This is a genomic window from Candidatus Limnocylindrales bacterium (genome assembly GCA_035626395.1).
GTDB lineage: Bacteria > Desulfobacterota > Binatia > UBA1149 > CAITLU01 > DASPNH01.
In genome coordinates this window covers 131,518-157,518 of the sequence record DASPNR010000011.1, presented here as the reverse complement: position 1 = coordinate 157,518, position 26,001 = coordinate 131,518, and the positions used below count along the sequence as shown (strand labels likewise).

The window sequence follows — 26,001 nt, the reverse complement described above, 5'->3', positions numbered from 1 at the left end:
GGCAGGTACATGACATGCGACACGAAACTCAACCCATCCAGACCATCGATCCCGTTTCCGCAGACGCCGGCGTCAACACCCGCACGCTCGCGCACATGATCGCCATCATTGGCGGCGTCGTGTTCCTGCTCATCACGGTGCTGGGGTTCGTGCAGCCCGGGTTCCTGGGCGCACACCTCAGCATGACGCACAACCTCATCCACCTGGTCTCGGGCGCCACCTCGCTCTATTTCGGCCTGTACGGAACGATCTCGGGCGCCAGGCTGTTCTGTTTCGTGTTCGCGGTCGTCTATGGCGGCCTCGCCCTTGCCGGTTTTGCGCTCGGCGGCGCCGGCGAGCATTCCTTCGCCGACATCCATCACGGCGGCGACTCGCTCCTGCTGCGCGTGCTGCCCGGCAATCTCGAGCTCGGGCTGCACGATCATTTGATTCACGTCGTCATTGCCGCGATGTATCTGGCGGCTGGAATATGGACCAGCACGAAAGGAGCCTCCACTGAGCCACCACGGTCCTGATCCTTTTGGCGCGTGTGCAACCCTGAGCGTCGGCGGCAGGGAACACACCTATTATCGACTGACGGCACTCGACGAACGCGGGATCGGACGCGGCGTTTCCACGCTGCCGTTCTCGATCCGCGTCCTGCTGGAGTCGCTGCTGCGCAACCTCGACGGCTTCGTCATCACCGAGGACGACGTCCGCGCCCTTGCCGGCTACGACATCGAGAACCTGCGCGCCCGCGAGCTCCCGTTCATGCCGGGGCGCGTGGTGCTGCAGGACTTCACCGGCGTGCCGTGCGTCGTCGACCTCGCCGCGATGCGGGATGCGATGAAGCGCCTGGGCGGCGATCCGAGCGAGATCAATCCGCCGGTGCCCTGCGACCTGGTCATCGACCACAGCGTCCAGGTCGACGAGTTCGGCACCAGGCAGGCGTTCCTCTACAACGCCAAGCTCGAGTTCGAGCGCAACAGCGAGCGCTACCGCTTCCTGAAGTGGGGCCAGCAGTCGCTGTCCAACTTCCGCGTGGTGCCGCCCGCCACCGGCATCGTGCATCAGGTCAACCTGGAGTACCTGGCCAAGTGCGTTCTGCTGAGCGCCGGCCGCCTTCCTCCCAAGACGGCGACCGCCGTCGATCCGGCGCCCGTCAAGGCCGAAGAGCCGTCGATCGCGTACCCGGATTCGCTGGTCGGGACCGACTCGCACACCACGATGATCAACGGTCTCGGCGTGGTGGGCTGGGGCGTGGGCGGCATCGAGGCCGAGGCGGTCATGCTCGGCCAGCCCGTTTACATGCTGACGCCCGAAGTGGTCGGCTTCCGCCTGACCGGCAAGCTGTCGGAGGGAACCACCGCCACCGATCTGGTGCTGACGGTGACCGAGATGCTGCGCGCGCTCGGCGTCGTCGAGAAGTTCGTGGAGTTCTGCGGGCCGGGCGTGGCGGGGCTGTCGATTCCCGACCGCGCCACCATCGCCAACATGGCGCCCGAATACGGCGCGACGATGGGTTTCTTTCCGATCGACCAGCGCACGCTCGACTACCTGCGCTTCACCGGACGCGACGAGCAGACCGTGGCGCTGGCCGAGGCGTACTGCAAGGAGAACTCGCTGTTCTGGACGCCGCAGATGCCCGAGCCGCGCTTCCCCTCCGTCGTCGAGCTCGACCTGTCCACGGTGCAGCCTTCGCTGGCGGGCCCCAAGCGACCGCAGGACCGCATCCTGCTCTCGGCGATGAAGGCGCAGTGGCGCAAGGATCTGGTCGACACGTTCGCGAAGAAGGCCGCCGGCGAGAGCGTCAACCTCAACACGTTCGTCGGCGAAGGCGGCCAGACCAGCGGCGCGCAGGTCAATCCCGAAGAGGCCGCGCAAGGCAGCGAGAGCGTCGAGGGCGTGCGCGTCCAGCTCTCGGAGGCCGCGCATCCACCCGACGGACAGACCGAAGTGACATTGGCGGATGGCAGCGTGGTCATCGCCGCCATCACCAGCTGCACCAACACGAGCAACCCCGACGTCATGCTCGCGGCCGGCCTGGTGGCGAAGAAGGCCAACGAGAAGGGCCTGAAGCGCAAGCCGTGGGTCAAGACCAGCCTGGCGCCCGGCTCCAAGGTGGTGACCGAATATCTCGACCGCGCCGGCGTGACCGACGACCTGGAAGCGCTCGGCTTCCACACCGTCGGCTACGGGTGCACGACGTGCATCGGCAATTCCGGACCGCTACCGCCCGAGATCGACGAGGCGATCCGGCGCGGCAACCTGGTGGCGGCCAGCGTCCTGTCGGGCAATCGCAACTTCGAAGGGCGCGTGCATCCGTCCGTGCGCGCCAACTATCTGGCCAGCCCGCCGCTGGTGGTCACCTACGCGCTGACCGGCACCGTCGACGTCGACTTTGCCTCCGAGCCCATCGGCCGCGGCATCGATGGGCAGGACGTCTACCTGCGCGACATCTGGCCGACCCAGGAAGAGGTCGCCTCCGCGCGCGACGCCAACGTCACGCCCGAGCAGTTCAAGTCCCGCTACGCCGACGTCTTCAGCGGCGACGAGACCTGGCAGGCCGTGCCCGTCAGCCGCAGCGAGCTGTATCCGTGGGACGAGAAGTCCACCTACATCCAGAACCCGCCGTTCTTCGAGAGCATGACGGTGGAAACGCCTGGCGTGCAGCCGGTGCATGGCGCGCGCGTGCTGTGCTACTTCGGCGACTCCGTCACCACCGATCACATCTCGCCCGCCGGCAACATCGCCGAGAACAGCGCCGCGGGACAGTATCTGCTCTCGCTCGGCGTCAAGAAGTCGGACTTCAACTCGTATGGAAGCCGGCGGGGGAATGATCGCGTCATGACGCGCGGCACGTTCGCGAACGTGCGCGTGCGAAACCGGCTGGCGATCGAGAACCCGGGCGCCGCCATCACGGTGGCCAAATACCGCGAGGGCGGCTGGACGCGCGACTTCACCAGGATCGGCGCCGACGAGGAGCCGTGGACCGCGCCGATCACGTTCATCTACGACGCGGCCATGAGCTACAAGCAGCAGGGCACGCCGCTGGTCGTGCTGGCCGGCAAGGACTACGGCATGGGATCGAGCCGGGACTGGGCGGCCAAGGGGCCGTTCCTTCTCGGCGTGCGCGCGGTGATCGCGCAGTCCTTCGAGCGCATCCACCGCAGCAACCTCGTGTTCATGGGCGTGCTGCCGCTGCAGTTCGAGGCTGGGCAGTCGGCGGACTCGCTGGGCCTGGACGGCACCGAAGTCATCGACATCGAGCTGCCCGATCCCATCGTGCCGCGTGGCCCGGTCAAGGTGCGCGCGCGCCGCAACGGACACGAGCAGCAGTTCAGCGTGCGATGCCGCATCGATACGAAGATCGAGATCGAGTACTACCGCAACGGCGGGATCCTGCCGACGGTGATTCGCAAGAAGCTGCAGGAGAAGGGCAGGACCCTCTAGCGCTCAGGCGAGCACGAAGCGCGTTCCGCAGATCTCGACGGCATCGGCGCCGGCCGGGAGGTTGCGGCGCGCCGCTTCCTCCACGATCGCCTGCCGGTCGTTGACGGCCACGTGCACCGCCGACACGCCGTCGCCGCGCCCGTCTTCGGCGCGAACGAACTCGACGAAGCTGCCGTCGGACAGCGTCATGCGCCGGCGCGCGAAGTCGAGCTCGTACCCGAGCACCTCGCTCCAGCGTTCGGCCACCGCCTGCGGCTCGAGAGCCTGGATGGTCACGCCCCGAATCGCGCGCACGCGCTCGGTGCGGACGCTGTCTTGCCAGCCCGGGCCCGCCCAGCGCCACGAATCGTACGGCTGCATCGCATCGATCGAGACGATCGCGCCGCCTACCGCGCGCGGGTCCAGGTGCACGGTCTGCGCGTCTTCGAGCGCGGCCTCCCAGACGACGCGAACGCCGAGGGCACCGAGACGCTCGCGCTCGGCGGCGACGTCCTCGCACTGGAAGATGACCATGTAGCCGCCATCGCCGCCGCGCCGCTGCAGGTAGCGCGCCGCCGAGGCCGATTCGTGCGTGGGCGAGACGACCTCCAGGAACGTATCGCCGATCGGCATCACGCCGTTGACCAGCGAAAATACGGCAACGCCGGGATCGCGGAAGGAAACCTCGATCCCCAGCACGGCCTGCAGCGTCTCGAGCGTCGGCTCGAGATCCCTGGCAACCAGGGCTACCTGGCGTAGGCGAAGGCTCATGGCACTGCTCCTTTCGAGTTCACGACACGCGGCCTAGACTCGGCATCGCATGGGCCTCGCCGAGACGCGCTCGGCGCGATAGCCGCACGCGGCCTTCCCATTGCCGGGGTTATCCATGATCCACAAGACACGCGCCATCGTTCAGACCGGACCGCGACAGCTCGAGATGCGCGACCTGCCCGTGCCCGACATCGACGCCGACTCGGCCATCCTTCGCCTGGAGGCATGCGGCATCTGCGGCAGCGACGTCGAGCAGTACGACGGGCTGCTGCCGGTGCGCTTCCCGCTCATTCCCGGGCACGAGCCGCTCGGCGTCATCGAGCGCATCGGCGACCGCGCCGCGCGGCGCTGGGGAGTGGACGTGGGCGACCGGGTGGCGGTGGAGACGCTGATACCGTGCGCGCACTGCCGCGACTGCCGCAGCGGCAACTACCAGCTCTGCCGCGGACGCGGGACGATGTTCGGATACGCGTATGTCCCGCTTTCGCATGCGCCGGGCCTGTGGGGCGGCTACGCCGACTACATGTACCTGGATCCCAACTCGATCCTCCACAAGATCGATACAAGCGTGCCCGTGGAGACGGCGGTGATGTTCAATCCGCTGGGCGCGGGCTTTCGCTGGGCGGTCGAGGCAGGCGGCGTCGGCCCCGGCGACACCGTGCTGATCCTGGGGCCGGGGCAGCGCGGCCTGGCCAGCGTCATCGCCTGCCGCGCCGCCGGTGCCGACAGGATCATCGTCACCGGGCTGACGCGCGACGCTCCCAAGCTCGCTCTTGCGCGCGAGTTCGGCGCCGACGCGACCATCGACGTGGAAACCGAAGACGTTCGCGTGCGCGTCAAGGAGCTGACCGACGGGCGTGGAGCGGACGTCGTCGTCGAAGTCTCGGCCAATGCGTGCGAGCCGGTGGCGGAGTCGCTGCATTACGTCGCGCCCGGCGGCCGCGTCGTGCTGGCCGGCGTGAAGGGCTTCAGGAGCGTGCCCGACTTCGTCAGCGATCTGATCGTGGTCAAGGAGATCAGCATCCGCGGCGTGCTCGGCGTGACCAGCGACGCGTATCGCAGCGCGATCCGGCTCATCGAATCCGGCCGCGTGCCGCTGGCCAGGATGCACACGCACGACTTCCCGCTGGAGAAAACCGAAGAGGCGATCCTGACGCTGGCCGGCCGCACCGACGGCCCCGCGTCGATCCATTCCTGCCTGCGCTTCTGAGCTTCAGCTTCCGCTGAAGCGAGGTGGCCGCTTCTCGACGAACGCGCGCACGCCTTCGGCGCCGTCGGCCGTGCCTCCCATGGCCGCGATCGCTCGCGATTCGAGCTCCATCTGCGTCTCCAGCCCGTTGTCGAAAGTCGCGAGCAGCAGGCGCTTCACCTCGCCGTAGGCGCGCGTCGGGCCCTGGGCGAGATCGAGCGCGAGCTTGCGTGCCTCGTTCTGCAGCTCGGCGGCGGGCACGACGCGATCGATCAGGCCCCACTCCAGCGCCTGCGCCGCGGTGAGCACCGGGCTCAGGATCATCAGCTCGCGAGCGCGCGCGATGCCGACGCGGCGCGGAAGGAAATAGGAGGAGCTGCCGTCGGGCGCCAGACCGATGCGCGTGTAGGCCATCGTGAACTTTGCGCTGTCCGCCGCCAGCACGAAGTCGCCCGCGCACGCCAGGCTCATGCCACCTCCGGCTGCCGTGCCGTTGACCGCGACGACCACCGGCGCGTTCATCCGTGCCAGCCGCGAAATGCCCGCGTGCAGATACGTGGTCATCTCCTTGAGCAGCGCGGGCATGTCGGCCGCGCTGGCGAACGCCTTCACGTCGCCGCCTGCGCAGAACATGGGACCTGCGCCGGTCAGCAGAACCGCGCGCACGCTGGCATCGTGGTCGCAGGCAATGGCGACCTCGGCGAGCTCGCGGGCCAGATCGAGGTTGATGGCATTGGCCGCGTCGGGCCGGTCGAGCGTGACGGTGGCGACGTTGTCTTCGATCGAGACGCGCATGCAGCGGTAACGCATGAGGGCGTGCTAGCCGAGGATCGGCGGCGAGGCGAGGGCGGCCGGTTAGCCCCCTGGTTTCGTTGACACTCCCACTGCGAGGGCATAGTTCCGAGCTAGATGAATTTCAGATTCAATTTCGTCGGATGTTCGCTGGCCGTGCTCGCCTCGCTGGCAACCTGCGGCGCCGCGCTCGCGGCCATTCCGGCAGCATCAGCGAACCGCGCCGGCAACGCCGAGGCAGCGGCGGTCGCCGCCGCCGCCGCCGCCGAGCAGGCCGACACCGCGCGGCGCACCGTGCTGATGATCGACTACATCGGCATCGACTATTCGGGCGCCATCCAGGACGGCAGGATCATCAGCGATCTCGAGTACGGCGAGATGCAGACGTTCGGCGGCCAGCTCGCTCCGCGTCTGCGTGAGCTCGGCATCCCGGCCGCCGATCCGCTGCAGCAGGCGGCCGAGGAACTGAGCAAGGCCATCGACGACAAGGCGCCGCCCGAGCGCGTGGCCGAGCTGGCATCGGCGCTGAGTGCGTCGGTACGACAGCGCTTTGCCGTCTCGGCGCTTCCGCCGCGGCTGCCTTCGCTCGAGAACGGTGCGCGCCTCTTCGCCCAGGCATGCACGCCGTGTCACGGCGCCAGCGGCCGCGGCGACGGTCTCTTCGCCTCCCACCTGGAGCCGAAGCCGGCCGATCTCACCGACCGCGAGCGCATGCTCACGCTGCGCCCGGCGACGATCTTCAGCACGATCACCTACGGAATCCCCGACACCGCCATGGCCTCGCACGCCGAAGCCTACGACGACGCGCAGCGCTACGACCTGACGCTGTACGTGGCATCGCTGGCGTTCACGCCCGAGGAAGTCGAGCGCGGCATGGCCCTGGTCACCAAGGATCCATCGCTGCTCGTCGAGCGGGTGCGCGGGCTCGGTGCGCTCATCGAGCGCTCGGCCAACGACCTGTCGGGCGGCACCGAGGACGGCACGGCCATCGTCGCCTATGCGCGGACTCACCCCGAGGCCCTGCGCGCGCGCTCGCACAGCCTGGAGCTGGCGCGCCGGCGCATGAACGAGTCGTGGGAGGCGCTCGGCAACGGCAACGCCGCGCTGGCGCAGGAGCTGGCGGTGTCGGCGTATCTGGACGGCTTCGAGCCGGTGGAGCCGGCGCTGACAGCCGTCGACGAGACGCTGCGCCTGCGCGTGGAGCAGAACTTCCTCGATTATTCGCAGGCGCTGACCAAGGGCACGCCGCAGGACCGGCAGGCCGCCTACGACGCCATCACGCAGGCGCTGGCCGAGACCGAAGAGGCGCTCAGCACCGATCTCGGCGCCGGCGCGGCCTTTGCCGGCGCGTTCGCGATCGTGGCGCGCGAAGGCTTCGAGGCCGTTCTGCTGGTGCTGGCGCTGTGCTCGCTGCTGATTCGTGCGGGGCGGCGCGAGGCCCTGCGCTACGTGCACGCCGGATGGATCGCAGCGCTGGCGGCCGGCGTGGCGACCTGGCTGGCGGCGCGCTCGCTCATCGAGCTCAGCGGCGCCGAGCGCGAGATCATCGAAGGCGTGGCGGCGCTGACGGCTTCGGCCATCCTGTTCTATGTGAGCTATTGGCTGATCGCGAAGTCGGCGGCGGATCGCTGGCAGGCCTACCTGCGACAGCGCATCCACACCGCGCTCTCGCGCGGCAACCTGTGGACGCTGGCGTTCATCTCCTTCGTCGCCGTCTATCGCGAGGTGTTCGAGACGATCCTCTTCTACCAGGCGTTGTGGAGCCAGGCCGGAGAGGGCGCGGGCAGCGCCATCTTCGCCGGCACCGGCGCAGGAATGGCCGCTCTGCTCGTGCTGTGCGTCGGCGGCCTGCGGTTTGGCCTGAAGCTGCCGATGGGCCGGTTCTTCACGGTCAGCTCGGTGCTGCTCTACGCGCTTTCGGTGATGCTGGCGGGCAAGGGCATCGCCGCGCTGCAGGAAGCGGGCTATATCGGCCTGACGCCGGTGCCGTTCGTGCGCATCGAATCGCTCGGCGTGCATCCGACGCTCGAGGGCCTGCTCGCGCAGGGGCTGCTCCTTGCCGCTGCGGCCGTCGCCGCCGTCGTGCTGCGGATGCGCACGCCCGACGACGAAGTGCGCGCGGTGGCCAGCGTCGGAAAGACCGAGACCGGCGCCTGAGCCGCGCCGGCCCATCCTCCCTCGCGCGCTACTGCTTGCAGATCAGGCGCGTATCGTCGGACTGGCAGTCGCCGGCGGTGCCGCTTCGCACGACCGCGCTGTCATGCACCAGCGTCACCATCGCCGGCCCGGCAAAGGGCCCGGAGATCGACTGTCCGCGCAGCGAGATCTTGAACGCCATTGCGCCGTCGCCCTTGGGCTTGAAGCTGGCGCGGTTGTCTTCTTCGCCGTCTTCGTCGCGGCACGTGATCTTGCCGCTCGCCTTCGTCGTGCAGCTCTCGAACGTGTGCGAGACGTCGAGCGCCAGCGCGTCCTCGACGCGCACCGTGAACGGCGGCGGCGCGCTGAAGTTGGGCGGCACGCTCATCGCGCCCTTGACGTCGGCGCGGCCGTTGCCCGCGCCTTCGCTCTTCTCGGCCTGCGCCTTGACGCTGCTCAGCGAGAGGCCGAAGTCGGGGAGCGTCGTGGTCGTCGTCGTGACGGTGGTCGTGGTGGTCGGCTCCTCGGTCGAAGTCGTCACCGTCGTGGTCGTCGCCGGCGCTTCGGTCGTGGTGGTCACGGCGCCCACGCACGTATCATCGACTCCGACCGTGACGTCGGCGGCCAGCTCGTAGCCGGGCGGCAGGACCTTGGGCGAGCGCGCGTGCACCAGCGTTCCGTCGGGCGAGTCGACCACGGGCAGCTGCAGGCGCAGGTTCGTGATGGCGATCGGCGCCTGGCCGTTGGAGTTGCGGCCGTAGGGCTGGTCGGCCGGCAGCAGCTCGAGCTTGATGATGTGCCCTTCCTTGAACGCGTAGCCGTTGGGATGCAGCTGGAAGACCTGGCACGACGCAGTCGTGCCGACCTCGGGCCGGTAGAGCCCGCGTGCCACCAGCGTCTGCTGGCCGGTTGCCGGATCGACGTCGAGAAGGCGCGCGGCGATCTGCGACGTGGGGCCCGGCGACAGGATGTCGGCGATGATGGTCGGCGATCCCATCAGCGTGACGCCGCCGGCCGGCATGGGAGCGCTGCGATACGTCGCCGCGCCTGCCTGATCCGCTGCGCTGGCGGTGGCACAGGCGCCCGAGCCGCTGATGGGATCGAAGGCCCGACCGACTTGCGCATCGGTCGCGACGACGGTGGCGATGATCTGCTGCGCGGCGCTTTCGATGCGCACCTCGCCCGCCGCCAGCTCCTCCCACGTCGCCGCCTGGTACGGACCGGCCGAGGGGCCGCCGCAGACCTGCGTGAACGTGTGCACGCCCTGATACGGCTCGGCGCCGATGCCGCGCACGTAGTAGTCGAACCACGCATGCTGGAGCGCGTTGCGGTAGGCGGCTTCGGGCGCCTTGTTCTGCGCGCGCTGATGGCCGTGGTCGCTGAAGAACAATGCGATCGGCGATCCGGGATGGCGCGTGCGCGTGCGGTTGTAGAAGCGCAGCGCCTCGTCGACGGGGAAGATGTCGTCAGTGAAGCCGTTGGAGATCAGCATGGGCGCCGGCGGCACCGAATCATCGATGTAGTAGCTCGAGTGATGGCGCGAGAGCTCGTCGACGATGTCGAGCGCGACCGGATTGTCGTCGTAGGGCTCGCCGGCATTTCCCACGGCGAACCACGTCGGCAGGTTCGCGTCCGGATCGGTGCCCGGCGGCGCGTAGTTGCTGGTGGCCTGCCCGAGCGCGTAGAGGCCGGCGACGAAGGACTGCTTGAGGATGCCGCCGCGGCCGCGCCTGTCGTAGGGCGCGTCGGCCACGTAGTCGAGAGTGTGGCCGTTGGGCTGCAGCGAGTAGGGCATGTCGGTCCAGGGAATGTCGGGCTGCACCGCCGCCATCGACATGGCCTTGCCGCCGTCGCTGACCCACGGAACCAGGTAGCCGTCGAGGTTGGGCGAGCCTTCGTGCGCGCCCATCATCTTGCGGTTGCGCAGCGCACCGAGCGCCATCGAGATGCCGCCGCCGTAGGAGCCGCCGGTGGCGGCGATCTTCTGCGGATGGATGAGGCCTTCGCCGGCCGCGGCTCCGGTGGCGGCCTGATCGGCCAGCGCCTCGAACGCTTCCTGCGCGTCGCGCACTTCGTAGCGCGTGTCCATCAAGTGGTTGTAGCCGTTGTCGCACACGCCCGGCTGCAGGCGCTTCGGATCCAGGCCGCCGCACGAGCTGCCCCAGCCGCGGTCGCTCATCGAGAAGACCGCGTAGCCCTTGTCGAGCCACTGCTGCGCCGAGGAGCTGGTCAGCGAAATCTTGGCGCCGCCCCAGCCATGGAAGATGCCGACGACCGGATAGTCGCCGTCGACGCCCGCGGCGGGCGCGGGCGGAAAACCGACGTTGACGTCGATGGGAGCGCCGTCGAACGTCGTGAAGATGCCCGAGCAGTGGCGCTCGCCGGCATTGCCGCCAGTCTGGACCGTGCAGGGTACCGAGCCGCCAAGGACGCTGGTGATGTCGGCATGGACGAACGACGGCGCTGCCAGCGCCGCAACGGCGAGCCAAGGAGCCAGGTTTTTCATGTGCTCTCCCAGCGCGCGGCGCGTGGCACGCCGCGGATCATGATCAGGTCTGCACTGCCTGGGTACTGACAGCAATGGCAGTCGGTCGAGGCGCACGAGGTCCTGCGCGCTTTGTGCCCTGCGGGGGGCGTGCAGGCGGCGAGGCGCGAGCGCTGCGGCGGCCCATCCGCTAGATGGGAGCGGTGAGCGCGACGGTGGTTCTGTTCGTGGCGCTGGCGGCGCTGGCCGTTGCGTTCTGCGCGGCGTGGCTCGTGGTCGAGCGCCGGCGGGACGTCGCATGGAAGGCGGCGAGGCCGCGGCCGGTCCACCTCGGCATCGGATTCGTCACCGACTTCCTGGACACGCTCGGCATCGGCTCCTTCGCGGTCACGACCTCGATGTACAAGCTCGCCCGTCTGGTCGACGACGCCAGGATCCCGGGCACGCTCAACATCGGCCATGCCGTGCCTACCTTTGCCGAAGCGTTCCTCTTCATCGCGGTCGTCGAGGTCGACGCGCTGACGCTGATCTCGATGATCGGGGCTTCGGTCCTCGGCGCCTGGCTGGGCGCGGGAATGGTTGCGCGCTGGCCGCGCCGGCGCATTCAGATCGGCATGGGCGTGCTGCTGCTGGTGGCGGCGGCGATCATCGTCGTACGGCAGACCGGAGCAGCGCCCGCCGGAGGCGATGCGCTGGGGCTGCGCGGCGCGGCGCTCGTCGCGGGCATGGCGGGCAACTTCATGCTCGGCGCCCTCATGACGCTCGGCATCGGGCTGTACGCACCGTGCATGATCCTGGTCACGCTGCTCGGGATGAATGCGCGCACCGCGTTTCCGATCATGATGGGCTCGTGCGCTTTCCTGATGCCGGCGGCGTCGCTGAGCTTCGTGCGCGAAGGCCGTTACGATCTGCGCGCTGCACTCGGACTGACCCTCGGCGGCGTGCCGGGAGTGCTGGTCGCGGGGCTGATCGTCAAGTCGCTGCCGCTGCAGGCGGTGCAGTGGCTGGTGGTCGGCGTGGTCGTCTACACCGCCATCGCCATGCTGCGATCGGCGTGGCAGGCAGGCGGGCGCCGGCTGTAGCAGAGATCCTCTACGTTGACGCCGACAGCGCGGGCTCGTGCATGTGCAGGAACCAGCGCTCCAGGAGCACGCGGCGGGAGAACCAGCGCGTGCCGACGAGAGCGGCGGCGAGCGAGCGCTGCAGACCGCGCGGAAGCAGCCGCTGCGAGTCCATCATCGATCGGCGGCGAGCGCCGAAGCGCCTGTCCAGCGCTTCGGCATACGGTGCGAGGTCGCTCGCGTCGGCGCGTCCGCGTCGGAGCGCACCGGCAACGACGCTGGCGGCCACGATGCCGGATTCGACCGCCGGACGGATTCCTTCGCCGCTACGGTCGTAGGCCAGCGCCGCCGCATCGCCGACGAGCACGTAGCCGTTGCCGAACACGCGGCGCCCGCCATCGGGCCGAAGCACGTAGGCGTGGCCCTTCATCCGCGCGGCAGGCTCGCGCAGGAGGCGGCCGCTGCGAACCAGAAACGACAGGAACTCGCCGATGCGAGCCGAGAGCGCGGGGCCCTCGCTGCCGGCGCGCACGCCCAGGCCGACGTTGAGGAAGTCGCGCTTGCGGAAGACCCAACCATAGCCGGTCAGGTCGCGCGTGAAGTACAGCTCGGGAACCCGGGCATCGATCGGACACAGGCGTGTCTCCTCGGCGTCCAGCGCGTATTCGACCTCCTGCGCCGCGACCACGGCCGCATCGCCGGCGCCGGCGATCTGGCGCGCCACCGGGCAGAAGTGGCCGCCGGCGCCCACGAGCACGCGCGCGCGAACGCCGCCTGCGCGCCACCAGCCATCCGCGCCGCGCTCGATGCGATCGATGCGGCAGCCGGCAAGAACGCGCGCGCCGCTGCGGGTGAGCAGATAGTGATCGAACTCGCAGCGCCGGATGCCGTAGCTGACCGGCGTGTCGTAGCGGTGGACGTGCGCCGCATCGCCCATCCTGGCCACGAGGAATCCGTGGAGCGGCTGAAGCGTTCTTCCGCTGCCGTATTCCTCCAGGTCGATTCCCAGCTCGTCAACGACGGCAGGCGTGACCCAGCCCGCGCAGGTCTTGTCGCGCGGAAAGGCCGCCTTGTCGGCGATGACGACGTCGAAGCCGGACCGCGCCAGCTCGCGCGCGCAGGTGGAGCCGGCGGGTCCGCCGCCGACGATGAGCACGTCGCAGGAGGCGGTTGCAGCCAGGCTCATTCGCGCATCTCCATGGGCTCGTGGTGAGTACGGCTTCTCCTGCGCCGCCGGCGTCAGCCTGGCGCGTAGATGTCGTCGCGCGTCCACGGCGTCGAGTCGCTGCCCGAGCGATCGAACAGGATCTGGTACAGGTGCATCGAGCCGGTGCGAAAGGCGGCGGTGCTGCCGGCAAGATACAGGCGCCAGGTGCGGACGAACTTCTCGTCGAACATCCGCCGCACGACCGGCACGGCCTGCTCGTAGCGAGCCGTCCAGTGCTCGAGCGTCAGCGCGTAGTGCCGGCGCAGGTTTTCCATGTCGAGGATCGCCAGGCCGTTGGGCTCGAAGATCGCGCTCATCTCGCTCGGCGCCGGGGTGTAGCCGTCCGGAAAGATGCGGCGGCGGATCCAGGCATTGGTCGGCATCGGACGGTAGCGGCCGATGGAGTGGATGAAGCCGCGCCCGTTCGCGGACAGCAGGCGCCGGATGACCGAGCCGAGCTCGCGGTACTGGCGCAGCCCGACGTGCTCGAGCATTCCCACCGAGACGAAGGCGTCGCAGGTTCCGGTGGCGCTGCGGTAATCATCCTCGATGAACTGGACGCGGCCGGAGAGTCCGAAGCGGTGCGCCTGCTCGCGCGCGTAAGCGATCTGCGTGCGCGAGACGTTGAAGGCACGCACCCGCACGCCGTACTTCTGCGCCATGTGCAGCGCCAGCGCGCCCCAGCCGCAGCCTGCCTCGATCACCTCCTCGCCCGGCCGCAGGCGCAGCTTGCGGCAGACGTGGTCGAGCTTGGCCAGTTGCGCCTGCTCGAGCGTGGCATCGGGCGTGGGGAAATAGGCGCACGTGTAGACCATGCGTTCGTCGAGCCACAGGCGGTAGAAATCGTTGCCGATGTCGTAGTGGTGATGGACGTTGCCCCGAGCGCGCACCGGCGAGATGCGGCTCAGCCGGCTGCAAACGGAGTCGAGAAGGACGCGCAGGCCGCGCGGCTCTCCGACGCCCGCATAGACGGCCGTCATGGCATCGGCGAGGCTGCCGCCTTCGACCTCGATGTCGCCGGCCGTGTAATGCTCGCCGAACTGAAGCTGCGGGTCGGTCAGCAGGCCCGCCAGCGCCGCGCGTGTGCGAATGAGCACACGGTAGGTCGCCGCCGCGCCGGCGGCCAGCGCCCTGCTTCCATCCCACAGCTCCAGGCGGATCGGCGCATCGCCCAGCGCCCTGGCCAGGGTACGGAGCATCGTGCGGTCGATCGTGTTGGCGCGAAGGGCCTCCATCGAGGCGGGGCGGGAAATCGAACGCTCGGTGCCTACGTTCATGGGCGGCCTCCGGTCGTGGTTCGGCCGCGCGGCGTCGAACGAGCGTGGCACTCGAACGAGGGCCGGCTCGACAGCGAGAAGGCGCGTCCTCAGGGATCGTAGCAAGCGGCCGCTTCGCCGCACAGGGGGTGCGAGGGCGGATCCGAGATTCCGCCCGGTCAATCCTCGAGCGAGAAGGGGGTGAAATTCGTCTTCGCGTCGAAGTAGTCCTCGTTCTCCGCACGCTTGAGAAAGTTGACGATCACGTAGGTGATGGGCGTGTTGACCGCTTCCCAGATCACCTTGATCGCATAGTTGAAGGTGATCACCTCGAGCATCTTGTCGGGCGTCCACACGCCCCAGAAAGCCAGCGGATAGAAGATGACGCTGTCTACCGCCTGTCCGGCCGCGGTCGAGCCGATCGTGCGCGTCCACAGATAGCGGCCGCCGGTAAGCAGCTTCATCTTGGCGAGCACGTAGGAGTTGGCGAAGTCGCCCGCCCAGAACGCCAGGATGGAGCCGGCCACGATGCGCCAGGTGTTGCCGAAGACCGTCTCCAGCGCCGGCTGGATCACCGCATTGTACGGCTCGCCCGGATCGACGGGCATCCGGATCACGATCTGGCTCATGATCGTGGCGAAGATCATCGCCCCGAAGCCGGCCCAGATGACCTTGCGCGCGCGAGCATAGCCGTACACCTCGGTCAGGATGTCGCCGAAGATGTAGCTGATCGGAAAGAACAGATTGCCGGCGCCGAACGTGAAGCCGCCGATGTTGCAGACCTTGCCCGGCCCGATGATGTTCGAGCACAGCAGCACGGTGACGAAACCGGCCATCACCAGGTCGTAGTACTTGTAACGGCGGCCGGAGCTTGTCGCGACGCCGGACGGTGCCTCGGCCGTCACGCCGGCACGCCCCAGCGCCGCGCGATCTCCGGATCGGCCTCGCGCCAGACGCGCCAGTGGATCGCATCCACCACGTCGGGATCCGCCAGCAGCGCCTTGCGTGCCTGCAGGGAAGCGGCCTGCGGCCCGAGCGGCACGATCTCGTTCATCAGGGTCGTGCGCTGGTCGCGGATGCGCGCATGCAGCTTTCGGCGCCGCCCGAGCAGCGTGCGGTGAAGCGCGTTGGTGCAGGGATGGGTGACGGCGCGCGTGAAGCCGTCGCGCAGGCGCTCGGGCAGCGACTGCGAATGGGCGGTGGCGCGCTCGAGATTCTCGGCCAGATCGACCAGCTCGCGCGGCGGCTGCGTCTCCTCGGGAATCAGGAACAGACCGATGCGGCGCACCGAATCGCCCAGCCCGATCTTGCTGACGAGCACGGAGATGGGAACCGACAGCACCAGCGCGGCGGCCACCGGAAGCACCCAGAAGAAGTAGCCGGGGCTGAGCCAGTACAGCAGCACCGCCCACATCGTTGCCAGCACGGTATCGAGGCCGTGGTGCTGGACCGCCTCGTGCCACGAAGTCTCGGCGTCCTCGCGCGGCTGCGATTTCCAGCCCACCGTGCGGCCCATCAGGTTGGTCAGCACGAATCGGGTATGAAACACCATGCGGATCGGCGCGAACAGGCTCGAGAGCAGGATCTCGATGGGCACGCTCAGAATCAGGCGAATGGCGCCGCCGTACGGCCGTGCGCCGCGCATGATGACGAGCACGACGCTCAGCACCTTGGGCAGGAACAGGATCGCGCCCGTCACCGCCAGCAGCGCGTAGCCGAGCGCCGGCTTCCATACCGGCCACTGCGGGAACAGGCTCGGGCGGTCTCCGAAGTATTCGGGCGTGCGGAGCGCGGTCTGCACGGCCTCGGTGGTGCACAGCAGCAGGAAGCCGAACCACAGCAGCGCCGACATGTACGAGAGCGCGCCATTGAGAAACAGCGCGCGATGCGCGCCGAACAGGCCTTCCGTGAACAGCAGCCGCACGTGCTGGAGATTGCCCTGGCACCAGCGCCGGTCGCGCTTCATCTCCTCGAGCAGCGAGGAGGGAGTTTCCTCGTAGCTGCCGCCCAGGTCGTAGGCGAGCCACAGCTGCCAGCCCGCGCGTCCCATCAGTGCCGCCTCGACGAAGTCGTGACTGAGGATGTCGCCGCCGAGCGGCGGCTTGCCCGGAAGCGGCGGCAGGCCGCAGTGATCCATGAACGGCTCGACGCGGATGATGGTGTTGTGGCCCCAGTACTGTCCGTCGCCGAGCTGCCAGAAGTGCAGGCCCGCGGTGAACATCGGGCCGTACACGCGCGCGGCGAACTGCTGGACGCGGCCGAAGACGGAGCGGCGATGGATCGCGACCGGCACCGTCTGGATCATGCCGACCTTCGCGTGCTTCTCCATCATCTGGACCAGGCGCACCAGCGTCTCGCCGCTCATGACCGAGTCGGCATCCAGCATGATCATGTAGCGGTAGCGTCCGCCCCAGCGCCGGCAGAAGTCGCCGACGTTGCCGTTCTTGCGCTTCAGCTTGATGTTGCGGCGCCGGTAGAAGATGCGGTCGTGGCCGCCGGTCTCCCGGCACCACGCCAGCCACGCTTCCTCCTCCTGCACCCACACCGACGGGTCGGAGCTGTCGGAGAGCACGAAGAACTCGAACGCCTCGATCTGTCCGGTGCGCTCGAGCGACTGGTAGATCGCCCGCAGCCCGGCAAAGACGCGCTCGACGGGCTCGGAGGCGATCGGCATGACGATCGCCGTCTTGACCGACGGATCGAGCGCGCGCAGGACCTCGCCGTCGTCGATGCGCGTGATGGCGAAGCGGTCGCGGCCGCGCAGCAGCACGAAGAAACCGAGCAGCGCCGTCCAGAAGCCGATCGAGATCCAGCCGAACAGCGCGCCGAAGCTGACCACGATCGCCATCTCCACCCACGTTCCGCCCTTTTGCGGCAGCACGTCGAGCATGAACTGGCTGGCGATGATGCTGGGGATCAGCACGAGCAGGCCGAGCAGCATGCGGCGGCGGCGCGCCACGCGCGTCCATGGCAGATGGCGGCGGCCCTGATAGACCTCCTCGTGCGAGACGCTGCGGCGTGCGCGCGCGCCCGCCGCCGATTCGTCGGCCGGCTCGGTGCGCGGGCGCGAGAAACGCCGCACCAGCTTGGCCAGCGGCATCCATCGCCTGGCCAGCGGCGGCGTCGCGCGCGGAAGCGATCGGCCGGAGCCGCGCTCGGCTCCGCCGCCAGCGCACGCTGCGGCGTTCATGCGCCAGGCCACGAACGGGTCGAGATCATCGGCAACCGGCTCGCTCAGCGGATGGCGCGCGAGCACGATCTCGCGCATGGCGCGCAGCGCCTCCGAGAGCGAATCCCCGCCGCTCTCCCAGCTCTGCCGCGTCACCGCCGTCTGCACGGCTTCGGCGGCGATCGACTCGGCCTCGGCGGCATCGACGTCGAGCATGGTCAGGTAGGCCACGCAGCGCTTGTGCGCCTGCTTCCAGTCGTGAAGAAGGCGGTCGGGCGCACTGCCGATGGCATCGGAGACCGACCGAGGCCCGCCGCGCGGCGACGCCGCGTCGTGCTCGCGCAGCCCGGCATCGTGGTGCTCGCGCACCTTTGCGGTCCCGTCCTCGTTCAAGGGATCAGCGTGTACGACCAGGTCTCGGTCAGCGCGCTGCCGGCCTTGTCGAGATAGGCGCGCAGCTCGACCGGCTCGCGCACGGCGACTTCGACCTGGAAGCCGAGGCGCCAGGCATCGGTCGGTCCGACCTTGATGACGTACTGGTCGATGATCCTGCCGACGGCATCGCCGCCGGTGACGGTGACCGCCGCGCGCAGCACTTCGTCGGCGGGCAGCTTGGCCAGTGCCTTGCCTTCGAAGTCGACGACGAATCGGTAGCGGTTCTCGGCGGTTCCCTTCTCTCGCCGCGTGGCGGTGGCGCGGCCGGCGGGCGGCCGCGAAACGTCGTCGCCGTACCAGAAGATCTTGTAGGCGAAGTTGATGGGCTGCCCGAGCGGCGGCAGCTGGTCGAACAGCCAGTAGGCGACGATGTTGTCGTGAATGTCCTGCGGCGTCGGGATCTCGACCAGTTCGACGCGGCCCGGCCCCCACTGGCCCTTGGGGACGATCCACGTGCTCGGCCGCCGCTCCTGGTGCGTCTCCAGGTCCTGGTAGCTGGCGAAGTCGCGATCGCGCTGCAGCACGCCGAAGCCGCGCGGGTTGGTCATCTGGTAGCCGTGCACCTGCAGCGTCGTGGGGTTGTCGACCGGCCGCCACAGCCACTCGCCGGTGTCGTTGTAGAGGAGCAGGCCGTCACTGTCGTGGACCTCGGGGCGGTAGTTGTCGAAGCAGCGGATCGAATTCTCGCCGAACATGAACATGGACGTCAGCGGCGCGATGCCGAGCTTGGCCACATCCTTGCGGCGGAAAATGCGGCCTTCCACTTCCACCACCGTCTGCTGGCCCGGATAGATGACGAACTTGTAGGCGCCGGTCAGGCTCGGGCTGTCGAGCAGCGCATAGACGGCCATGTCGGTGGCGCCTTTGGTCGGCCGCACCAGCCAGTACTCGCGGAAATAGGGGAACTCCTCGCCCGACGGCGAGGCCGTGTCGATGGCCAGGCCGCGCGCCGAGATGCCGAACACCTCGTCCTTGCCCACGGCACGGAAGTAGGTCGCGCCGACGAAGACGATGACCTCGTCCTTGTAGGTCGCGTTCTTGATCGGGTAGTGCAGGCGGAACCCGGCAAAGCCGAGGTCCTGCGGCACGCGGCTGGCGAAGTCGTTCTTGCCGTAGTCGAACATGCTCGGCGAGAACGTCACCGGCGTCACGCCGCCGGCGTCGACTTCATTGATCGCGACGATGCGGTCGTAGAAGAGGCCCGGGTGGAAGAACTGCACTTCGAACGGGAGCGCGCGGTCCTTCCACAGCGCGCGGTCGGCGCGGAAGCGCACGTCGCGCCACTGGTCGTAGCTCATGTCGATGAGCCATTGGGGCACCTGGCCCGAAGGATCCTGATACGGCTCGGCCGCCAGCTTGGCGGCCTTCTCGGCGACATCCTCGATGGTGAACGCAAGGCTGCGGACGGGAACGGCGAAGATTGCGACGGCAAGGATCGCGGCCGTCAGCGCGGCTGGCCAAACGATGCGCCCGCGTGCGCGAACGGTCTCGTCCGCGGCCGCGACGCTGGTGCGTCCGACCCTTGCTCCTGCTGGCATCCAATCCTCCTGGGCGTTGCAGCCGGCGGCGACGTGCCACGGCGAAGGTGGCCACCGGTTCGTTCAGGGATTATCCGGCATGCTTGCTGAGCAGACAAGGAAGCCCGAGCCAGGGTGGGTGGCGCAGGCAGCGCGCAGGCAGCGGTTTGAACGGCAGGTCGCATGCGGATAGCAGGGCCGTGATGTCCGTGCGGTTGGCCGCTTGTGTGCTTGCGGCGACGCTGTCGCTGCCGGTGGCCGCGGCGCGTGCGGAGCTGAGCGACGGCATCGATCCGTCCATCCTTGCCCCTGGCCTCGTCCAGGCCAGCGAGGCCATCGCGCGCCTCGAGAAGCTGACCGACGAGGCCGAGGCCATCGCCACCGCCATCTTTCGCGTGCAGAACGAGTTCGGCGAGCGCCGCCTGAGCCTGGCCGGCGCCAGTCCCAGCTGCGAGATGCCCTGGGTCAACGATCTTGGAGAGCGTGCGCGCGAGCTGGGGCGCGCCTTCCGCGACGCGGTCCAGAGCGCGCGAGTGCAGGCGCAGCGAGTGGAGGCGCTGACCGTGCAGCCAACGGTGCGGCCGCTGCTCGACGCCGAGACCAATCACAAGGTTCTCGATTTGCTGGCCAGGGTCGATGATCTCTCACGCAGCTATCCGGAGTCGGCGTCCTGGCACGAGCGCTACATCGAGCCTTCCATTCGAGGATGCCCTCTAGCTCTCGTGCCCACCTACGGAATTCCGCCGGCGGCGGCCAGCGCCGCCACCGACGAGGACGCCGGCGCGGCGGCGCGCAAGCCGGCACCGCTGGTCGCAATACTGGCCTTCGGCGGCGGCTTCCTTTGTCCGGGCGCGGTCCCCGCCGCCGGCGTGATGCTGGTGCGAGGAAAGGTCTGCTACTCCGAGAGCGAGAGCTGCTCCTGCGAGCCGGTCGAGGTCGATCCCGCCACGGTCCTTGGCCCCGAGACGAATGCCGGGTCGGCGAACTGAAGGCGCTCGCGCGCCTTGACCGCCTCCTCCCACCTGCCGAGCTTTTCGAGCGCACGAACTTCCAGCGCGATGGCCTCGACGCGGAACCGGTCTTCGCGCAGCAGCGCGCGCACCTGCTCGAGCGTGCGGTCGGGATGGCGCGCCAGGTTGAGCTTGGCCGCCAGCAGCCGCGCCTCGAAGTCGGAGGCCGATGCGAGCTGCGCCGATGGATCGCGTGCGCCGCGTTCGATGGAGGCGCGCAGGCGCAGGCGCGCGGCCAGGGAATCGCTGCCCATGACCGCCGCCTGCTTGGCCGCTTCCTCGTAGCGTCCGATCTCCGCGCCGAGCGCGATCATCAGCTGCTTGGCTTCGGTGGCCGCGCCGCGCGCCTCCAGCTTCTCGAGCAGCTCGAACGCTTCGGCCAGTCGCCCGTCGCGAAGGCGCAGGGAAATGTGACGGCGCACCGGCTCCGGATCGTACGGCGCCGCGTCCTCCCATGCCGTGACCAGCGCTTCGTAGTCGGGACCCGGACCGACAGCCTCGGCGATCTCGACGCGCAGCCGCGCGACCGTCGGATCACCGTTGAAGCGGTCGGGCAGCTCATCGAGAATCGCCTTGGCTTCCGCGGGTGCGCCGGCCTTGACGTAGGATTCCACGCGAGGTGCCGCGAAGCGGCTGTCGGCCGGCCAGCGGGCGTCGAGCGCATCCCACCGCTTGCGCGCCTCGGCCCATTGCCCCGCGTTGGTCACGGCGGCCGCCGCGGCAGCCTCGAACACGAATCGCCCGGGCTGGTTGGCCAGCGCCCGCTCGAAGGCGCGCGCGGCCACGTCGTTGCGGCCGATCTCGAGCGCGCGGCGCGCCACGCCGTAGTGCGCCAGCGCCATGGACGGATCGATCAGAACGGCGCGCGTCATCGGATCGCGCGAGGGCACGCCTCGCTCCTCGGCCTCCACCGGCTGCTCCAGCCCGTACCAGATCGCCGCTGCGCGCCCGAGCACCAGAACCGCGTAGCGATCGGCCGACAGCGGCCGCGACCACGTCTCGACCATGCCCGCAGGCACGGGCGCTCCGAACTGTCCCGCGCTCCAGACCAGCAGCTCGGTGATCGCGCCCTCGGGAGCTTCGCGCGGGCCGCTGGCCGCCGCGCCTTTGCAGGGGCCGTCGGACGGGCAGATGCGAAGGACGATCTGCACGCTCTCGCGGTCGTACGCGAAGGTGAAGCGCGCTCGCCAATGGGTGCTCGCACCCGAGAGCCAGCGGTCGATCCCCGGCGGCGCAGAGTGGTTGTAGTAGTGCGGAACGACCGGAGTCAGATCGGCCAGGCCGGTCTCGTAGAGCGCGAGCACCAGCCCGGCCACCTCCTTGGCGTAGCGATGGGTGCCGAGCTCTTCGACGGGCTCGATCAGGACGTCGATGGCCGGCAGGTAGCGCTCCTGCCCGGTCAGGCCCCATCCGTCCGTATCGGCTTTTTCACCGGTGCCGGAGCGGGATCCACAACCCGCAACTGCTATAACGGCGGACATGGCCAAGAAGGCGGCAGCGCGCAAGCGCAGGAAGCGGCGGCGGCCGTTTGCCCGGTCTCTACTGATATCGCTCACCGTCGTTGCTGCAGGGGCGGCCGCGTGGGGACTCCACTGGCTCAACCTGAACGTGCTCTCCACTTTGCCCGAGAACCTCGCGCATCTCCAAGATTATCGTCCGCCATCCAACGTCGTCATCTATGACGCATCGGGAAATGCCATCGACGAGTTCTACGTCGAGCGCCGTATCTGGGTGCCGATCAAGGACCTTCCCGACATCGTGTGGCAGGCGTTCGTGGCCGCCGAGGACCGCAGGTTTTTTGCGCACAGGGGCGTAGACCCTGCCGGCATGATGCGTGCGTTCCTGGCCAACATGCGCTCGGGAAGGGTGCAGGGCGGCTCCACGATCACGCAGCAGATCGTCAAGAACCTGATCGTAGGCAACGAGAAGAGCTACACGCGCAAGCTGCGCGAAGCGGTGCTGGCGCTGCGCCTGGAACGCGAGCTGAACAAGAAGCAGCTGCTCGAGCTGTACATCAACTACGTCTATCTCGGCTCGGGCAATTACGGCGTCGAGGCCGCCGCCCTCGACTACTTCGGCAAGCACGCCGCCGAGCTCGATGCCGGACAGGCCGCCACGCTGGCCGGCCTGGTGCCGGCGCCGTCGCGCTACTCGCCGCATCGTCATCCCGAGGACGCCATCGCGCGGCGCGCCTACGTGCTCGAGCGCATGGTGCAGGAAGGCTACATCACGCTCGGCGACGCACGCCGTTACGCGCAGGCGCCGGTGGTGCTGCCGGTGGAGCATCCCGAGAAGACCAGCGTCGGCATCGCCTACGTCACCGAGGTGCGGCGCGAGATCCGGCGGCTGTTCGGCAGCGGCACCGCCAACGCCCACGGCTTCCACGTCTACACGCCGCTCGATCTGGACGTGCAGGCGCGCGCCGAGGAGGCGGTGCGCAACGCCCTGCACGCGCTCGATGACCGGCGAGGCCGTCGCGGCGTGCTCGGGCGCCTGAGCGATGCCGAGGTCGGCGAGTTCCTCGAAAAGGCCAGCGGCCTGCTGCCCGACATCCAGACCGGAGAGCCGATGCCGCCGAAGGCGGGCCAATGCTTCGAGGCGGTGGTCGGCAAGAAGGGCCTCGATACGGTGCTGGCGGGCCCGTTCACGTTCTCCATGCGCAAGGAGGACAGGGGCCTGATCGTGCGAGGGCGCACCGACGAGGCGGGAAAGCGCGTGCTGTCTTCGGAGGCGCGCAGCAACGACATGCTGCGGGTGTGCGCGACCGACGTCGAAGGCGTGGTCCAGCTCGATCCCAAGCCGTGGGGCGAGGGCGCGGCGGTGGTCATCGACAACTCCAGCGGCCGCGTGCGCGCGCTGGTGGGCGGTTACCAGGACGTGCTCGAGGGCTTCGTGCGGGCCACGCAGGCGCGGCGGCAGCCGGGCAGCACATTCAAACCGTTCGTTTACGCCACCACGCTCAAGGCCGGGAAACATCAGCTCGACAACGTCTACGACGGGCCCATCAGTCTGCCCGGCGGCAACGGCAAGATCTGGAGCCCCGGCAATTTCGACAACAAGTACTTCGGCAACATCCCGATGCGCAACGCGCTGGCCAAGAGCCTCAACACGGTCTCGGTGCGCATGACCTACGAGCTGGGGCCGCGGCGCGTGATGGAGACGGCGCGCGCCATGGGCATCCGCTCACCGCTGCGCGGCGACATGTCGATCGCGCTCGGCAGCAGCGAAGTGACGCCCATGGACATCACGCTCGGCTACGCGACGATCGCTCGCATGGGAGCGCCGACCGATCCGGTCTTCATCGATTCGATCCGTGACGGCGAGGGCAAGCTGATGGGCGTGGCCGGAGGCAGCGTGGTCGTCGAGGACCAGACGCTCGGCGTGCTGCCGGGCGGGCCGCTGCCGCGGGCGCTGCCGGCGGGCGTGGCCTACGAGCTGGCCGACATGATGCGCGAGGTGGTGCGGTCGGGAACCGCCCGCAGGGCGTTCAAGGAAGGCTACGACCGCGCCGGCAAGACCGGCACCACCAACGACTACATCGATGCGTGGTTTTCCGGATTCGACCGCCGCCATACCGCCACCGTTTGGATCGGCTCGGACGGCACGCGCAGCCTCGGCGATCGCGAGACCGGCGGAGTGGCGGCGCTGCCGGCGTGGATTCACATCATGGAAGTGCTGGAGGGATCGGGCGTCGATCGCCTGCCGATTCCCGACGAGGCGCTTCTCGTCAACGTCGGCGCCAACTGGTACGGCTTCCCGCGCGGCGACGTGCCGCCGAAGTACCTGCCGCGCGATCGCATCGGGTCCGAGCCGTTGCCGCGCTTCCCCGATTCGTAGGGCTCGACCTTGCGCCGCGCCGGCGGCTCGCGGCCGTGCCGCAGGCGCCGTCATCGGAAGGCTTTCCGGCCGGCGCGTTCACGGCACGCTTGGCCGGATGTCGATGATGACGTGCACGACCTCGAAGGTTTCGGTCGGAGTCGCCGGCACCGGGTACTCCACCACGAACGTCATCTTGCCGACGCCCTGTCCGTGCTCGCCCGGGTTGGGCGTGAACTTGAAGTAATAGCCTTCGTGGAAAATGTCCGCCGAGTTCGGGAGCGGCTTGAACGTCGGTTCCTCACACCGAGCCTGGCGCTGGGTCGAGGCGCTCAGGCCGGCCATGTCGGTGATCTTCCCGTCCCCGTCGAAGTACTGGTGCTGCGTATTGTCTCCCGGGAGGAGAAAAGTTCCGCGCGAAGCGTCGCATTCGGCCACGTAGGGCTTGTGGGCCGCACCGGCCGGATAGAGGCTCCTGAAGTTGATGTAGAAAAAGACGTCGGTGTCCTGGTCGCCCACCACGTTCAGCACCGTATTGCGATAGGGCGGGCTGCCCTCGGCGCCGCCGTGCATGAAGCGGCACGAGCTGCGGTGCGCTTCGGCGACCAGCGCGCACGGCGGAGTCGTCGGGAAGGCCGGAACGCACATGGCGCGGCCCACATGGCACTGGCACGAACCCTGAGCGCACACCTCGCGGACGTCGCAGCTTCCGCCACAGTCTCCGCACTCGGGCGTGGCGTCGGTCCTTGGCTGACAGGCCGTGGCGCAGATCGTTCCCGCCTGCTCGTCGGCCATGGCGGGGAAGGGGCCGTCGATCAGGTCCAGGCAGGACCCCTCGCAGGTGCAGCTCGTGTCGAGGCAGCTGTCGTTGTCGGCGCCGTCGTCGAACGCGTCGCAGTCGACGCTCAGGGCGTCGACATCGTTGATGCCCTGACAGGCGCGGCACGCGACCCGACGCTCGATGCAGGCGGCCAGCGCGGCGCCGCTCAGGCTGCCGCAGGCGCCGCGTGCGAAGGCCTCCGACGTCACGCCCGCCGCGTCGCATTTCCGCTCGATCGACCGCGCCATCTTGGCGGTTGCCCTCTCGATCTTCCCCTTGGCATCGGCAGCGATCGAACCGGGTGTGGCCTCATCGCCGACGCAGCCTGCGATGTCTTCGCTGCGGCGCGCACCCGCCTCCACGACCTTTTTCTTGCAGTCGACGAAGGTCTTCCACGTGACGCTCGACATTTTCTCGGCCGCTTTCGCGACCGCCTGCTGGCACTTGCACGCGGCCGCCTCGGCTGCGCAGGGCTCGACGGCCGCATCCAGGTCGGGCCCGAGCAGATCGGTGATGCCGCGCCGCCGGGCGACCCTCGCGCCGGTGTTGGCGAGCTGCGCGTCGGAGGGGACGATGGTAGGGGGCTCCGCGCACTTGCTTGCTGCGGCCGCCTCGGTCTTGGCCATCTTGTCGGCGATCTTGTCGCCGTCGTCGGTGACGAGGCAGGTGTGCGCGCTGCCGGTCAGCGTACCCTTCGCCGCCGCAGTCAGACAGGCCAGGGCAAGGCTCGCCTGCTTCTCTCCGACATTGCGCGCGGCGTTGTTGATGGCCTTGATGCAGGCCTGCTGCGCCGGCGTCTGCACCGGCGGCTCGATCTGTGCGGCGGCGTGGCGCGCGATGGCGACGGCGGTTGCGCACACGACGACTGCGATCTTGCGATTCATGGTGGCCCCCGGCGAATCCTCAGGAAGGATAGTTCGACTGGT

17 protein-coding genes are annotated in these 26,001 nt (G+C 68.9%); 7 read left to right on the top strand and 10 right to left on the bottom strand.

Translation table 11 applies throughout. The features are described from left to right. Window positions 1-14 precede the first annotated feature (14 nt). The gene (locus VEC57_06535) at window positions 15-515 is read left to right on the top strand and encodes a hypothetical protein (protein ID HYB98777.1); all 501 of its coding nucleotides are present in this window, start codon (window positions 15-17) and stop codon (window positions 513-515) included. After that, window positions 442-3,432 (top strand): aconitate hydratase AcnA, encoded by a 2,991-nt coding sequence (gene acnA, locus VEC57_06530; protein HYB98776.1) that lies wholly within the window; start codon window positions 442-444, stop codon window positions 3,430-3,432. The genes VEC57_06535 and acnA overlap by 74 nt, the downstream gene beginning before the upstream one ends. Window positions 3,433-3,435: 3 nt before the next feature. On the opposite strand, the gene VEC57_06525 is transcribed toward acnA, so the two are convergent. Continuing rightward, window positions 3,436-4,182: a VOC family protein gene (locus VEC57_06525; GenBank protein ID HYB98775.1), complete on the bottom strand. Its 747-nt coding sequence runs from the start codon at window positions 4,180-4,182 to the stop codon at window positions 3,436-3,438. 115 nt (window positions 4,183-4,297) lie between these two features. On the opposite strand from VEC57_06525, the gene VEC57_06520 reads away from it, so the two are divergent. Continuing rightward, window positions 4,298-5,392 carry an alcohol dehydrogenase catalytic domain-containing protein gene (locus VEC57_06520; protein ID HYB98774.1) on the top strand — a complete coding sequence of 365 codons (1,095 nt, stop codon included), beginning with the start codon at window positions 4,298-4,300 and terminating at the stop codon, window positions 5,390-5,392. 3 nt (window positions 5,393-5,395) lie between these two features. Here VEC57_06520 and VEC57_06515 read toward each other — a convergent pair whose 3' ends face one another. After that, entirely contained in the window at window positions 5,396-6,166 is a 771-nt protein-coding gene (locus tag VEC57_06515; protein ID HYB98773.1) for an enoyl-CoA hydratase, read from the bottom strand. 114 nt (window positions 6,167-6,280) lie between these two features. On the opposite strand from VEC57_06515, the gene VEC57_06510 reads away from it, so the two are divergent. After that, complete coding sequence (locus VEC57_06510) at window positions 6,281-8,320, top strand: cytochrome c/FTR1 family iron permease (protein HYB98772.1); 2,040 nt, start codon at window positions 6,281-6,283, stop codon at window positions 8,318-8,320. 28 nt (window positions 8,321-8,348) lie between these two features. Here VEC57_06510 and VEC57_06505 read toward each other — a convergent pair whose 3' ends face one another. Further along, on the bottom strand, window positions 8,349-10,805 hold the full coding sequence (locus VEC57_06505) for a CocE/NonD family hydrolase (protein ID HYB98771.1): 2,457 nt from the start codon (window positions 10,803-10,805) through the stop codon (window positions 8,349-8,351). A 182-nt stretch (window positions 10,806-10,987) separates the two neighbouring features. Between VEC57_06505 and VEC57_06500 the strand changes: the two genes are divergently transcribed. Next, on the top strand, window positions 10,988-11,866 hold the full coding sequence (locus VEC57_06500; GenBank protein ID HYB98770.1) for a sulfite exporter TauE/SafE family protein: 879 nt from the start codon (window positions 10,988-10,990) through the stop codon (window positions 11,864-11,866). Between the two features lie 10 nt (window positions 11,867-11,876). On the opposite strand, the gene VEC57_06495 is transcribed toward VEC57_06500, so the two are convergent. The 5 genes from VEC57_06495 to VEC57_06475 form a co-directional block, all read right to left on the bottom strand. Beyond that, window positions 11,877-13,031, bottom strand: a complete 1,155-nt coding sequence (locus tag VEC57_06495) for an NAD(P)/FAD-dependent oxidoreductase (protein HYB98769.1) — start codon at window positions 13,029-13,031, stop codon at window positions 11,877-11,879. 53 nt (window positions 13,032-13,084) lie between these two features. Then, a complete protein-coding gene (locus VEC57_06490; protein ID HYB98768.1) occupies window positions 13,085-14,329 on the bottom strand; it encodes a cyclopropane-fatty-acyl-phospholipid synthase family protein in 1,245 nt (414 codons plus the stop codon). Between the two features lie 158 nt (window positions 14,330-14,487). Further along, window positions 14,488-15,213, bottom strand: coding sequence for a queuosine precursor transporter (locus VEC57_06485; GenBank protein ID HYB98767.1), 726 nt, complete (start codon window positions 15,211-15,213; stop codon window positions 14,488-14,490). Further along, a complete protein-coding gene (gene mdoH / locus VEC57_06480) occupies window positions 15,210-17,870 on the bottom strand; it encodes a glucans biosynthesis glucosyltransferase MdoH (GenBank protein HYB98766.1) in 2,661 nt (886 codons plus the stop codon). Before mdoH ends, VEC57_06485 begins: the two co-directional genes overlap by 4 nt. Further along, window positions 17,867-19,450 (bottom strand): glucan biosynthesis protein G, encoded by a 1,584-nt coding sequence (locus VEC57_06475; GenBank protein HYB98765.1) that lies wholly within the window; start codon window positions 19,448-19,450, stop codon window positions 17,867-17,869. Before VEC57_06475 ends, mdoH begins: the two co-directional genes overlap by 4 nt. A gap of 182 nt (window positions 19,451-19,632) precedes the next feature. Between VEC57_06475 and VEC57_06470 the strand changes: the two genes are divergently transcribed. After that, entirely contained in the window at window positions 19,633-20,418 is a 786-nt protein-coding gene (locus VEC57_06470; GenBank protein ID HYB98764.1) for a hypothetical protein, read from the top strand. Here the strand turns inward: VEC57_06470 and VEC57_06465 are convergent. After that, the gene (locus VEC57_06465) at window positions 20,325-21,920 is read right to left on the bottom strand and encodes a tetratricopeptide repeat protein (GenBank protein HYB98763.1); all 1,596 of its coding nucleotides are present in this window, start codon (window positions 21,918-21,920) and stop codon (window positions 20,325-20,327) included. The genes VEC57_06470 and VEC57_06465 overlap by 94 nt on opposite strands. A 127-nt stretch (window positions 21,921-22,047) precedes the next feature. Here VEC57_06465 and VEC57_06460 point away from each other — a divergent pair, with 127 nt between their 5' ends. Further along, the gene (locus tag VEC57_06460) at window positions 22,048-24,276 is read left to right on the top strand and encodes a PBP1A family penicillin-binding protein (GenBank protein HYB98762.1); all 2,229 of its coding nucleotides are present in this window, start codon (window positions 22,048-22,050) and stop codon (window positions 24,274-24,276) included. A gap of 78 nt (window positions 24,277-24,354) precedes the next feature. Here VEC57_06460 and VEC57_06455 read toward each other — a convergent pair whose 3' ends face one another. Next, on the bottom strand, window positions 24,355-25,959 hold the full coding sequence (locus VEC57_06455) for a hypothetical protein (GenBank protein HYB98761.1): 1,605 nt from the start codon (window positions 25,957-25,959) through the stop codon (window positions 24,355-24,357). Window positions 25,960-26,001 lie beyond the last annotated feature (42 nt).